This window comes from Sphingobacterium sp. UBA6320 (assembly GCF_002440335.1).
GTDB lineage: Bacteria > Bacteroidota > Bacteroidia > Sphingobacteriales > Sphingobacteriaceae > Sphingobacterium.
Map to the genome: position 1 here is coordinate 19,205 of NZ_DJTA01000001.1, position 13,182 is coordinate 32,386.

At 32.2% G+C, this 13,182-nt stretch carries 15 protein-coding genes and 1 tRNA gene; 8 read left to right on the plus strand and 8 right to left on the minus strand.

From position 1 onward, the window contains the following. Positions 1 to 43 precede the first annotated feature (43 nt). The 3 genes from B3P23_RS00090 to B3P23_RS00095 all read right to left on the minus strand — a co-directional run bounded on the left by B3P23_RS00090 (position 44) and on the right by B3P23_RS00095 (position 2,286). On the minus strand, positions 44 to 706 hold the full coding sequence (locus tag B3P23_RS00090; RefSeq protein ID WP_293923474.1) for an HAD family hydrolase: 663 nt from the start codon (positions 704 to 706) through the stop codon (positions 44 to 46). Between the two features lie 64 nt (positions 707 to 770). Next, a complete protein-coding gene (locus B3P23_RS21440; RefSeq protein ID WP_414713097.1) occupies positions 771 to 1,781 on the minus strand; it encodes an acyltransferase family protein in 1,011 nt (336 codons plus the stop codon). Positions 1,782 to 1,911: 130 nt separating this feature from the next. Then, the gene (locus B3P23_RS00095; protein WP_045752423.1) at positions 1,912 to 2,286 is read right to left on the minus strand and encodes a hypothetical protein; all 375 of its coding nucleotides are present in this window, start codon (positions 2,284 to 2,286) and stop codon (positions 1,912 to 1,914) included. Between the two features lie 467 nt (positions 2,287 to 2,753). Here B3P23_RS00095 and B3P23_RS00100 point away from each other — a divergent pair, with 467 nt between their 5' ends. Together B3P23_RS00100 and B3P23_RS00105 are read left to right on the plus strand one after the other, a co-directional pair. After that, positions 2,754 to 3,251 (plus strand): hypothetical protein, encoded by a 498-nt coding sequence (locus B3P23_RS00100; RefSeq protein ID WP_045755217.1) that lies wholly within the window; start codon positions 2,754 to 2,756, stop codon positions 3,249 to 3,251. A 175-nt stretch (positions 3,252 to 3,426) separates the two neighbouring features. Beyond that, positions 3,427 to 4,086, plus strand: coding sequence for a sterol desaturase family protein (locus B3P23_RS00105; RefSeq protein WP_293923479.1), 660 nt, complete (start codon positions 3,427 to 3,429; stop codon positions 4,084 to 4,086). Between the two features lie 170 nt (positions 4,087 to 4,256). Here the strand turns inward: B3P23_RS00105 and B3P23_RS00110 are convergent. Together B3P23_RS00110 and B3P23_RS00115 are read right to left on the minus strand one after the other, a co-directional pair. Beyond that, positions 4,257 to 4,344: transfer RNA gene (locus B3P23_RS00110), tRNA-Ser, on the minus strand. Positions 4,345 to 4,467: 123 nt separating this feature from the next. Then, positions 4,468 to 5,352 (minus strand): bestrophin family protein, encoded by an 885-nt coding sequence (locus B3P23_RS00115; RefSeq protein ID WP_045755128.1) that lies wholly within the window; start codon positions 5,350 to 5,352, stop codon positions 4,468 to 4,470. A gap of 68 nt (positions 5,353 to 5,420) precedes the next feature. Between B3P23_RS00115 and B3P23_RS00120 the strand changes: the two genes are divergently transcribed. The 3 genes from B3P23_RS00120 to trxA all read left to right on the plus strand — a co-directional run bounded on the left by B3P23_RS00120 (position 5,421) and on the right by trxA (position 7,386). Continuing rightward, positions 5,421 to 6,269, plus strand: coding sequence for a glycoside hydrolase family 25 protein (locus B3P23_RS00120; RefSeq protein ID WP_293923482.1), 849 nt, complete (start codon positions 5,421 to 5,423; stop codon positions 6,267 to 6,269). Between the two features lie 242 nt (positions 6,270 to 6,511). Continuing rightward, complete coding sequence (locus B3P23_RS00125; RefSeq protein ID WP_293923484.1) at positions 6,512 to 7,090, plus strand: rhodanese-like domain-containing protein; 579 nt, start codon at positions 6,512 to 6,514, stop codon at positions 7,088 to 7,090. Further along, entirely contained in the window at positions 7,090 to 7,386 is a 297-nt protein-coding gene (gene trxA / locus B3P23_RS00130; RefSeq protein WP_045755126.1) for a thioredoxin, read from the plus strand. Before B3P23_RS00125 ends, trxA begins: the two co-directional genes overlap by 1 nt. 15 nt (positions 7,387 to 7,401) lie before the next feature. Here the strand turns inward: trxA and B3P23_RS00135 are convergent, their stop codons facing one another. Next, the gene (locus B3P23_RS00135; RefSeq protein WP_045755125.1) at positions 7,402 to 8,700 is read right to left on the minus strand and encodes a hemolysin family protein; all 1,299 of its coding nucleotides are present in this window, start codon (positions 8,698 to 8,700) and stop codon (positions 7,402 to 7,404) included. A gap of 139 nt (positions 8,701 to 8,839) precedes the next feature. Continuing rightward, positions 8,840 to 10,183, minus strand: a complete 1,344-nt coding sequence (locus B3P23_RS00140) for a Gfo/Idh/MocA family protein (protein WP_045755124.1) — start codon at positions 10,181 to 10,183, stop codon at positions 8,840 to 8,842. Positions 10,184 to 10,435: 252 nt separating this feature from the next. Between B3P23_RS00140 and B3P23_RS00145 the strand changes: the two genes are divergently transcribed. Next, entirely contained in the window at positions 10,436 to 11,548 is a 1,113-nt protein-coding gene (locus B3P23_RS00145) for a phosphotransferase enzyme family protein (protein WP_045755123.1), read from the plus strand. A gap of 69 nt (positions 11,549 to 11,617) precedes the next feature. Then, positions 11,618 to 12,265 (plus strand): carbohydrate-binding family 9-like protein, encoded by a 648-nt coding sequence (locus B3P23_RS00150; protein WP_045755122.1) that lies wholly within the window; start codon positions 11,618 to 11,620, stop codon positions 12,263 to 12,265. Between the two features lie 27 nt (positions 12,266 to 12,292). Here the strand turns inward: B3P23_RS00150 and B3P23_RS00155 are convergent, their stop codons facing one another. Continuing rightward, positions 12,293 to 12,631, minus strand: coding sequence for a DUF2853 family protein (locus tag B3P23_RS00155; protein WP_094772840.1), 339 nt, complete (start codon positions 12,629 to 12,631; stop codon positions 12,293 to 12,295). Positions 12,632 to 12,868: 237 nt separating this feature from the next. Here B3P23_RS00155 and B3P23_RS00160 point away from each other — a divergent pair, with 237 nt between their 5' ends. Next, the gene (locus tag B3P23_RS00160; RefSeq protein ID WP_084405389.1) at positions 12,869 to 13,117 is read left to right on the plus strand and encodes a type B 50S ribosomal protein L31; all 249 of its coding nucleotides are present in this window, start codon (positions 12,869 to 12,871) and stop codon (positions 13,115 to 13,117) included. Positions 13,118 to 13,182: the final 65 nt, after the last annotated feature.

The window sequence follows — 13,182 nt, forward strand, 5'->3', positions numbered from 1 at the left end:
TTGCTACTTTTTTTATGGTGTAAAATAATCAAACTAAGCTCTGTTAAGCCTTTTCTAATAATGTTAATATTTTATTTGCAGATATTTCTGTATAATCATTGATATATTCATGGCATATGGGTAACTGCTCTTTACTATGCGAAGATAGCACAGCTACAACGGTCATCCCCGCATTAAGCCCAGCTGTAATTCCTGAAAAGGAGTCTTCAAATACGACACAATTTTTTGGATCTACTGCTAAGTTATAAGCCGATTTTAAATATACTTCTGGATCTGGTTTATGGGCGGTAACATCCTCGCTACATAATATAGAGCTCATTTTAGAACGAAGACCCAAGCCATCTAATATTAAATCCATATTTTCTTTTGGTGCAGAGGTGGCAACACCTGTTTTAAAATTATAGTTTTTCAGCTCTGTTAAGAATTCTATATAACCCGGTATTGGAGTGATTTCATCTTTGTAAATGGTTCTAAAAAGTTCTTCTTTCTCAAATTCTAGTTGTTTTAATTCAGTAGCAGATATAGGTCTCTTGAAAAAATGTTGCATGATATAACTATTATGTTTACCATACATATGTTCCTCAAATTCTTTTTCACTGCTTTCAATATTATATTTTTTGAAAAAAGCATCAAAAGCTTTAGCATGATAAGGATTGGTGTGACATATAACTCCATCCATATCGAAAATAACGGCATAACTATTCATAGTGCTAAGGTACATTTTTGACCTTAAATTACCCTTCTATAATGTTTGTTATTCATAAATGAAATTATGAACAAAAAATTATCCGAAGCTGTTTCGAGATTGTATCTGATAGCTGGAAATAAGTGATGGCCTTACTTACAATCCTCTGCTGCAAATATGTTAATACCATGGAAAAAATGATAATAATAATCCAATTTAAATACCAATGTTTAAAATTGATTAAAAATATAAACAAGATATGCCATAGATAAATCCAAATAGTAGATGATCCGATAAAATTTAAAATGGTAACGTTTATATTTCTGAGACGGGGTTTTATCCAAAATATAATCGAAAAAATAATTATAGCATAATAAATATAAAATGAACGTGGTGGATATTTAAGTGCTCCAATATCAAATGGTTTATCTAAGTAAAATATAGTATATGCCATTCCTAGTATAGTTATGACCATGCAGGTCATAAATAAGGTAATTTTGGTCTTTGAAGTATAATCTTTGTATTGTGCTCCGAGCATAAAAAAAAGAAGAAACCCCAAGCTATAAGAGCCAAATTGATCTATATATCTCTGTACAGTAGGCTCAAAGAGATTTTTTGAATAGTGGATTACTATTTCATAGATAACATAATATAATAATAGCTGCCATTTATTTTTTATGAAATTGCTACATAATGGTCCTAAAATAGCGATCATCAAAAAAATACGGATTATCCAAACATATCCGAATCCATCCATTAACATATAACTTGATAGGATGATGTGCGGATATTGTGTGTAGTCGACCTTGAATAAATAGGGAAAGCAGTATTGAATACTATAAAATAGGGTTAGAAAAGCCCAAACAGGTACTACAAGACGAACAAATCGTTTCCATAGATAAGAGGTAATGTCTGCAATGGATTTAAATTCTTGATTTTTATCGCCAAATAAAAAACCTGAGATAAACACCATTAGTGGTACATCAAAATTTCGAACTTGAAAAATAAAGAATGGAGGGTTGACATGTGCCAATATAATGCAGATTAATCCTAAACCACGTATAATATCAATCGATCTATCCCTCTCAATCATCATTTTTTATTTGCGAAGGTAGTAAATCTGTTAAATTTTATGCACAAAAAATTCCATAGGATAGTGTAATCCTATTAACACGATAGATGTCCCCTATATGAAAGGTAATATTGGTCTAAAAAATAGATACGATTTATTCGGGTTGTCTCAGTAATTCTTGTATTGTTGCCGTAATTGTTGTAGTATCCTCTTCATCTTCTAAAAGGGAAAACGCAATATAAGTTGCATAAATTTCAAGGCTTAATTTTTCATGTTTATCCGCAATAAACTCGTCAATTTGATGTTCGGTACAGTCAAATCCAATTTGCTGTAATTCATTGAAGAGATTCGTTGATATAGTTTCATGTTCTTCACCACAGGCAAATGCTACCAATATATGAAATAAAAATTTGTCAATAATTTCACTATCAGTTTGTTTGAATAGGGATAGGATGTGGTTATAATCAAACTTTGTTTTGGCACTATTGACAATACTATCCCAAATTTCATATTCTAAAGACGCTTGCATAGTTCAGTTGTTAATTAATTATAATCGGTTACTTAAATATAGTCAAAAACAATTAATAATAAAAATTTGTTTAGTATTTTTTTAAAAACTACCTCGGCTTTTTTTATTTCTATTGCTTGTATTAATCGACTGCATACGAACTAATTGAGACCTATAGGCATTGCTCAGTAAGCATAGATAGTGAAACAAAAAAACAACCTTAAAGTCAAGTGATCAGATAGCTTGCTTTTCTTATAGAAAGCGTGAAGTCTATTGTACGCAGCGCAAGAAGTCATTTTTTTAATTCGTAGTTCTCGATACATCTGCTTTGATCGTTTTTTGTTTCTTAATTAGATCTCAAATTTATTGGGCGTGGTATGATAATTGAATATCTGTTTATGTTATTTTTGAAAATTAGAGGCTTTTTATTAGTTTTAATAAACCAAGAATATAAATGCACTCATTTTATTTATTTAAACTTTTTATTTATGGCGATTAGGATTCTATTATTGTTTTTGATGATCTCATCACATATTTCCGCGCAAGAATTGAACCTCCTTAAAATTCGGAAAGAATACTCTTCGGCAGTAAAGAGTGAAGATATCTGCGAAAATAATTTGAATTTATTACGATCTAAAGCTAAAGCTACAACAGAAAAAGGTTATTTAGCTGTATACGAAATGGTCTATGCGAAGCATATGGGTAATCCATTTAAAAAACTTGGTCAATTCAATAAAGGAAAAAATTTATTGGAGAGTTTAATCGTACAAGAACCTAATAATGTTGAACTCCGTTTTATAAGATGGAGTGTCCAGACACATGCCCCTTCTATTTTAAATTATAGTGCAGATATACTGGAAGATAAGAAATTTATGATTAATCATCTTTATAGTATGCAAAATCGCGATGTTAAAGAAATAATATATCAATATATAAAAGGAGCAAATTCTTTTAGTGAAGGAGAGTTGAAAGAATTGGTTAGATAATTTCCTGTTTTATTTCATTATATTTTGATTAATCTTTATAAATCAGTTATTTAACTTTTGAATTATAAAAGTCAGTAATTTGACTTTAACTTGATGAATAAAGGGTTAAATATTTTTTAAAATTATTATTTTTGCAAAAGTTAATCTTTAGCAATTTTATTAATAATTAGATGGTATGGCAAAGCGTAATTTTGTTTCAAATTCCACTGAATCTTCAAGGATGTTCAAAAGTGATTTATTAGAATCACTGACTAAGGTTCATTGGAGTGTTCCTATAATATTTTATTTACCTGTAATAGGTTATTTTTCATGGAAGGCCCTAGGTCCTGGTGAGCTTGGTATTTTTAGTTATATACAATATTTTGTCTTTGGACTTGCTTTTTGGACTTTATTTGAATATGCTTTGCATCGTTGGATTTTTCATTATCATCCAACCACCAAATGGGGTAAGAGAATCGCATTTATATTTCATGGAGTGCACCATGACTATCCAAAAGATAGATTAAGATTGGTAATGCCTTTATCTGCTAGTATTCCTTTAGCGGCTTTGGTTTATTATTTATTCACGTTCTTATTTAGTTCTGATATTGTATTAGCTGCATTTTTTTCAGGATTTATGATTGGGTATTTAATATATGATGAATGTCATTATGCTATGCACCACGCTAATTTTAAAAGTGGAATATTTAAGCGAATAAAACAGCACCATATGTTACATCACTATTCAGATCCTGAACATGGATTTGGAGTTAGTTCTTCACTATGGGATGAAATAATGCGTTCTGGATTTCCAAAAGAAGAGGATAAGTCTGAAAAAGTTAATATCGATAAATAATCTGTATGATATAAATACTACTCATCATATAAAATATAGGATTTTTAAAATACCCCCAAAAAGTATCTTACTTTTTGGGGGTATTTTTATTTAAGCTAACATTACTATTTTATCGGATATAAAGTCTATAAACAACAAAAGCCCAAATTGCTTTGGGCTTTATTTTTTATTGGCGGAGAGCGAGGGATTCGAACCCCCGGACCTATGACAGTCAACAGTTTTCAAGACTGCCGCATTCGACCACTCTGCCAGCTCTCCGCCACAAAAGTAGAAAAATTCATTTAGTCACCAAAACTTATTTTTTAGTTGATTGAAAATGAGGTAGATTAATTTTTAATGCTTTTTTTTAGGTTTAAAAAAGCATTAAAATGCCTTTAAACGCTATGGATGTAAGATTTCAAAACAATGTTTTTTGATATTACTTGCTATTTTATCAATCGGTAGATCATCAGTATCAGTTCCAAATGGTTCCTCAATTGACTCTCCAATTAATTCCAATGACGTCAGTACATAAAAGATAAAAGGGACTGCTGCGATCACAAAATAACCGATCGAAAAAACATATCCCATCGGTAAAGTTGCGGTATATATTATGATGAACTTTTTTATAAATGCATTATATGATAGTGGGATTGGGGTATTTTTAATACGTTCGCAAGCTCCACATACATTTGTGAAAGATTGTAGTTCATCGTTGATAATGATAAACTGATCTCCAGTTATTTTTCCGTCTTTATATAATGAATTAGTATTTTTAAAAATTAAAGATGCCACTTGGTTAGGTCCGTGTTTTTGATCATCTAAATTTTTAAGCTCAGGATGCAGAACCTCATCTAACATAAACTTGGTATAATCTGAATGAAGAAAGGTATAGAGTGTTTCGGCATATAATGGAATTGCTTTTCTGTAAAAACTTCGGTTTACTTTATCATCGGTCTCTAAAAAAGCATTCATCTTGTATGCTAAACTTCTACTGATATTTGTTAAAGTTCCCCATTGCTTTCTTGCTTCCCACCAGCGATCATAAGCTGTGTTTGTTCGAAAAACAAGTAACAAAGAAAGTACAAATCCAAGTAAGCTATGTACGATTGTAATATTTTTAATCCAACTTTTTTCAGCTAGTTTAAGATATTCAAGTTCGAGATATGCAATCCCCCAAGAGTACAATGCTGCTAAAATCAGATAGGGAAATAATTTTCGAAAAGTATCTGTTTTATGAAGTTTTATAGTTGAGGTTAGCCAATCTTTTGGGTTGTAAACAATCATAGACAAAAATACAAAATGTTTATTTTAATTTTGATACTTTGTAAAAGATAGATTAATTTCATTTCCAAATGAAGAAAAAAAAAGTGCAGCTTAGTAAGCCTTATCATGCCGCTAACGTTAAAAATAAAAAATGGAATTATATTATATTAGGCGGAACGCTTCTTTTACTTTTGCTTTTAGCAATCGCATGGCATTATCGTGCAGGTATTAAATACTATATCGGCACATGGGGAGCCGGTCGTGCAGTAGTTAGTAAAGAGGCTAAGTATGATATTCGAAATGTAGAGATCATGTCGAGCCATTCAGATAAAATTTTTGGTATTGATATTTCACAATATCAAGGTGATATTAATTGGAATGAAGTAAATACAATAAATGATCAATTTCCAATCGATTTTGTATTTATAAGGGCAACTATGGGGGAACGTAATGTAGACGAAAGATTTAAAGAGAATTGGAATGCTGTTGCTAAAAGAGCAAATCTAAGAGGTGCTTATCATTATTTCCGACCTAATGAAAACTCTGTCAAGCAAGCTAAAAATTTTATTAAAGCTGTTAAACTTGTGCCTGGAGATCTGCCTCCAGTCTTGGATATTGAGGAGATGCCTAAGCATCAACCTATGGATAGTTTGAAAGTAGGATTAAAGCGTTGGTTGGATGAAGTTGAATCACATTATAAGGTCAAACCGATTTTATATTCAGGAGATAAATATTTCACAGATTTTTTACAACGGGAATTTAGCGATTATGTATTGTGGATCGCTAATTATAATTTTTGGGTTGAAGATTTAAAAGATCATTGGAATTTTTGGCAATTTTCGGAAAAAGGAACGGTAAGGGGGATTAAAGGAAATGTAGATTTAAATATCTTTAACGGAAACATTGAAGAATTGGAACGATTGACTCTTCCTTTTTAAAATTAGTATACAAAATAATCATGAGCGTGCTGCTGAACATCAGATAGCTTAATCAGCAACGCAATCATGCGTAATTAATCATCATGAAACATACATATAGAAACATAGCAATTTCACTTATACTTTTTACGTTCGTTACCTTTCTAAGTTTTGGAAAGTCGTTTGCGACAATGAATAAATCGCTTTTATCCAGTATCCATCAAGATAGTATAAGTCCTTTACCCTTAAATCTGACTCAATTTATGGCTTTAGAAGCTACTGGAGCGGTTATATTGGATGCTAGATCTTCTGAAGAATTCAAAGCGGGTTATATCCCCAAATCTATTCATATCGGATGGAAAGGTCCATTTAAAATTTGGGTGCAAAAAATATTCATGGACAAGCATCAGCCTATAATATACGTGGCAGACCATTCATCTATTACACTTGTATTTGAAATGCTTACAGAACTTGGCTATACACAAGTACTGGGTTATCTTCATGATGGAGTAAATAGTTATAAGAAACAGTATTTGTTAAATACTGTTGATGAGGTTGATGCAGCAACTTATTTAGATTTATCAACAAAAGGTCAAATAATTGATGTTAGGTCGGAAAAAGAGTTTGCAGAAGGGCATATTGACAATGCGATGAATTTTCCACTTAAAGATTTAGGTAACTTTAACATTAATTTACCAGAGTATAACAATTATTACGTTCAATGTCTTTCTGGATATCGCAGTATGATCGCTATATCTATTTTAAAAGCAAAAGGTATTGAAAATGTAATTAATATAAAAGGTGGTTATCAAGCATTGAAAAAAATAAAGGAGGAAAAATAATGGCTACATTCGATGAGATTATAAAATCAAATGACGTTGTATTAGTGGATTTTTTTGCAACTTGGTGTGGACCATGTCAAACTATGGCGCCCATATTACAAGATGTAAAAGAATTTTATGATGAAAGTTTGTCAATTATTAAAATTGATGTGGACAAAAATCCTAAGATAGCGGCAATTTACAAGGTAAGTGGTGTACCTACATTTGTTCTGTTTAAAAATGGTACACAAGTATGGAGGCAGAGTGGAATGATCACAAAGGCTGACCTCCATAAGCTTATTGATTCGCACAAATAGAAAAAGGATGATGATTTAATCATCATCCTTTTTTCTGAACAAAATCTTGTCAATTCGATTACCATCCATATCAAGAACTTCAAATTCAATATTTTTATAGTGAACTTGTTCTCCCTCTAGGGGCACATGGTCAAGCAATAAAAATACGAGCCCTCCAAGTGTTGTGATATTATTGATTTCATCTTCATCTTCTTCAGAAAGACCAATTTCAAATTCTTCCATGAATCGATCTAATTGATATTGTCCATCTGCAATGTAAGATCCATCTTCACGTTTTCGAATTCGGGGTTTGCCTGTTGATTGATCTTCTGGTAAATTACCGACTAAATCCGAAAGAATGTCTCGAAGCGTAATTACCCCTTGTGTAGAACCGTATTCATCAATTACAATGGCTTGATGGATATGTGAAGCCCTGAGAATTGCCAATATACTATAGGCAGAGCTATGTTCGTTGACAAATTTTATAGGTTCAATCAATTGTTGTAAATCAATTGGTTTTTCTTTTAGGTATTGCGATAATAATTTTTTAACATGGACAACCCCTTTAATATTATCTAGATTGCCTTCACAAATAGGATACATGGTATGCTCTGTATTCATGATGATATGTCGATGCTCCTCGAAGCTATCTTCTAAATCTAAGAATGCTATATTACTTCTGTGTGTCATTAGGTTTATCGCTTTCTTATCTCCAAGGCTTAATAGGCGATCTACGATGTCATGCTCTATTCCTTCAATAGCACCACTATCAACCCCTTCATCTACTAATGCTTTTATTTCTTCTTCGGTTACTGAATTGTGCGTGCTTTTGATATTAAATAATTTGACAATACAATCTGTTGAAATACTTAGCAACCATACAAATGGACGAACTATTTTACTTAATAGATTCATGGGATAGGCGATCACCATAGCATACTTTTCTGGAATCGCCATTCCAATTCTTTTTGGCACGAGTTCTCCTAATACTAGGGAGAAGAATGTAATGACAAAAACAACGATTATGACCGATAATTGCTCGCTATAAGGAGCTAAAAAAGATATCTGTACAAATAATTGTTTCAGATAGGTCGCAATGCTTCCACCACTAAAAAAACCTGTTAAGATCCCGATTAATGTTATACCGATTTGAACGGTGGATAAAAAGTTATTTGGTGATTCCTTTAATGCTAAAGCTATTTTTGCTGCGGGGTTATCTTTGTCAGATGCAGCTTGTAATCTGGCTTTTCTACTGGAGACGATTGCAATTTCAGATGCAGATAATACTCCATTAAGAATAATTAGAGCTAATATAATAAGGACTTCTGTGAGCATGTTTTTTTTATACTTAGGCTAAATGTAGTGAATTTTTAGAAATTAATCTGTAAAAAAGATTGATAGCTCTCTTTTGTCATCGTTTTAGCCTTCGTCTGAAATACAAAAGGCTTCTAAATCAGAAGCCTTTTGTGTGTTTTTATAATCCGCTATCGTCAAGCATAAAAGTGTTTTTCTTTGCTTTCCATTTTCCAGAAGTGAAATCAGGAAAGTCAACTGTTTTGTTTCCTTGTTTGATGGAATCAGTTGATAGTGGAAATACTGCACTCATGGTAACAGAGTCATATACGTCAAATGGAGTTTGTTTGCCTTGCTTAGTGGCTTGTATGAAGGAGTTAAATACAAACCAATCCATACCTCCGTGACCGGATCCTGTTGCAAGTGTTTCATATTTTTTCCAGATCGGGTGATCATATTTTTCTACCCATTCTTTTGCCGGATCCCATGTATGTGGTTTAGATTTACCTTCGATGTGAATACCTTGTGCAACATCCATCCATATTCCCTCAGTCCCTTGTACACGGAAACCGATCGAGTAGGGTCTTGGTAAGTGTGTATCATGCGTTAATAAAATGGTTTCACCATTTTGGCATTGAATCATGGTTTGAGTAATGTCACCATTTTTATAATTCAATTTTGCATTTGGATGACCTGGTGCTTTCTTTTCAACATAAGAAGCTAAGCCTCTCGCTTTACTTGAATACGAAGTCAGGTGTGTAAAACGATTTCCTGCGTTTATATTGATAAAAGGTAGAATTGGACCTAAACCGTGAGTAGGATACAAATCTCCATCTTGCTCTACATTGTATTTTGTACGCCATTGTGCTTCAGAAATAGCCTTTGGACCAAATTCGACACCGTTGCCATAGTAGCTTTTACCATCATTAAAAAGTACTTCACGTAAATCATGTTGATAACCTCCTTCTAAATGTAGCAATTCACCAAATAATCCTTGACGGTGCATATTAAGGACAGCCATTACATCACGACGATAAGCAACATTCTCTAAAGTCATGTACGGCTTACCTGTCTGCTCAGATGCTTTAACAACATCCCAGTGATCTTGTAAAGTCAAACCTGCGATCACTTCGCAACCTACATATAGACCTGCCTTCATAGAGTCAATGGCTTGATCTTTGTGAAATTCCCAAGGAGTTGCAATGATGACAGCATCTAACTTTTCTTTACTTAACATTTTCTTGTAAGCATCGATACCACCAGTGTATTCCTTTGGAAGTTTAATTCCTTTTTTGTCAAATTGCTTGCGGCACTGTGATAAAGACTCTTCTTGTGTATCACAAATTGCTACAACTTCGACATCATCACGGTTCAATGCAATGGCAACATGGTTACGACCTCTAAGTCCTACACCTATAAATGCTAACCTTACTTTACCATCTTTTGCAAATAGATCTGTACTAGAAAGGATGCCCAATCCCGCAGTTGTAACTGCTGTAGATTTTATGAAATTTCTTCTGTCCATAATTTTTGTTCTTTTATAATCAGGATATTAAATATCCTTTTTTAATAACATGTGATTTTAGTTTGATATCACTTAATTCGCTATTAAACAAATATATCAAATTGGAAATATAAACTTAATGTGCAAACGTTTGTCTAAAATGAAAAAAAAGAACAATCGTTTGTGTTAATATTTTATTAGCACTTTTCACAACTATTTGAGATATTGCAATCCAGTTAAAAACTTAATTATTTATAGTTAGTAAAATTTTTAATGTCAAATTCGAATCAAATAAATGGTCTGAAAGCTGCAGCTGCGTTTTCTTTAAGTGAGGATATCATTAGTGTAGATGCTTTTGGTTCAGGACATATCAACGATACATATCGTGTAACAACAAAAAATACACATGGTAAATCCTTTTTATTGCAAAGGATAAATCATTACATTTTTCAAAATGTAGATGGTCTTATGCTTAATATTAAGCATGTAACGGATCATTTAAAAACGAAAATTGCACATTTGCCAGCAGATATCCAACAATCAAGGGTGTTGACCATAATTCCAACAAAATCGAATGATTTATATCATATAGATGAAGATGGCAATTATTGGCGTATGTTTATTCTTATCGATGACACCAAGAGCTATGATGTTGTAGAGACAACAATTCAGGCTTCAGAGGGTGGAAAAGCTTTTGGTCAATTTCAATTACAATTGGCGGATTTAGATGCATCTAAGATTGTTGAAGTATTACCTAATTTTCATAATATTCAATTTCGCTTAGACAATTTGAAGCGTGCAATTGCTAATGATTCTCATAATCGGGTTAAAAATGTACCTGAGATCTTAGATTTTATCTTGTCAAGAGAAGATCGTATGAAAACAATACTTAATCTAGGTGATAAAGGAGAGTTGCCATTGCGCATTACCCATAATGATACTAAATTTAATAATGTGCTGCTAGATCAAAATGATCAGGCGCAGTGTGTCATTGATTTAGATACAGTAATGCCGGGTTATGTTGCCTATGATTTTGGAGATGCCATACGAACGATCATCAATCCAGTTGAAGAGGATGAAAAAGATTTATCTAAGATTGTTTTAAATATTCCTTTATACGCTGCTTATGCAGAAGGTTATCTCAACGAGGCGAAAGAGTTTTTAACGGACGTGGAAGTTCACTCTTTAGTAGAAGGAGTATTTTTGTTACCTTATATGCAGGGTGTACGTTTTTTAACAGATTATCTTGAAGGTGATCACTACTTTAAAACAAAATATACTGATCATAATTTAGTAAGAACAAAGACGCAATTGAAATTGGTTGAGGAAATGGAAAGACAGGAAGAAGAACTGAAAAATGCTATTAGCTCGGTTTTACAAGATTAATAATTACCAGATGAGAGTATAGGTAAAACTGTGCTCTCTCTTTGTTTATATTATTTAGTATTATTGTATATGACAAATTCTATCATTGTACCTTCTATTGATTTTGGAGATTTAAAGGGATACCAGTCTTTAAATAAATTACTATCTGCCATTGCATGGAACGATATCGCTATTGCTAATTGGAATCATGATTATCCCTATGCACCTAAAGCAAAATTTAGAATTGCGTATGATCAGCAAGCAATAGTAATCCAATATAAAATAGAAGAAGAAGTTATAAAGGCGCACTATTACATGCATAATGATAATATTTGGGAGGATAGTTGTGTTGAGTTTTTTATTTCTTTTGATAATAGAAAACACTATTATAATTTTGAGTTTAATCCTATAGGAGCTGGCTTGATTGGTTATGGTACTAGTATCAAAGCAGAGCGTTCGAGGTTGACCAGGCAACAGATAGATCAAGTCGAAGTGTTTACGTGCATTGAACGCAATAATTTGGGAACACAGTGGAGCTTAATTCAATACATTCCTTATAGTGCATTTAGTTATAGTCAAGTGACCTATGCTTTTTTGAAAGAAAATCCAATTTTCGCTAATTTTTATAAGTGTGGAGACCATTTACCAAAACCTCACTTTTTGTCTTGGAATAAAATAAATCATCCAACTCCTAATTTTCATTTACCAGAATTCTTTGGTGAATTATTTTTTGAGTAAGAGTTGGATGACTCTTTAATGTTAGAGTTATTTATAGACACTTTCTTTTTTGAATTTCTTAACAAGTAGTGCATATACCAATACACGGTACTTGTTACGATTTGATTTACCAATTTGAGTGAAAACCTCATCAACCGCTGCGTCAAGTTTTGCATCATCTGCAAGACCTAATTTTTTAATTAGAAAATTAGTTTTTAATCTTTTGATTTCATCAGGATCGGAGGATGCGATTGTTTCGGCATCTGCTTTATAGATAGAGGGGCCGAGTCCTCTTGTAACAGATTCAATAAGAGAATCTTCCAATGGCAACTTTAATTTTTTTGCTTCTGCAATATATGCAGTGATTTTTTCATCTAATTTGCTCATAATAGGGTGTTATTAAATTGATTTTTATAATTGATCATTAAATTAAACAATATTCCTTAAATAAGGAATAAATATTGTCTTTTTTAATGTTAAAATTGCCTATCTTTGCAGTAGGCGTGAAGGATAAAAAATAAATCACTTTCTTAGAATATTTGTTACGGAATATTCTTGCAAATAAGGTTTTAATAAATTATCTTTGCACCTCAATTATTGAATATACGTAATCATAAGATAAAAATGAAAAAAGATTTGCATCCTTCAAATTACAGATTAGTTGTGTTTAAAGATATGTCAAATGACTATTCTTTCATCACAAAATCATGTGTTGATACAAAAGAGACGATCACTTGGGAAGATGGTATTGAATATCCAGTTGTGAAATTAGAGATTTCTCATACTTCACACCCTTTCTATACTGGTAAAATGAAATTGGTTGATACGGCTGGTCGTATTGATAAATTCCGTAGCCGTTATAACAAAAAATAATTTTTGTTATCCTAAGGGTATCACAATATTAAAACTCGATAATATTCATTATCGAGTTTTTTTTT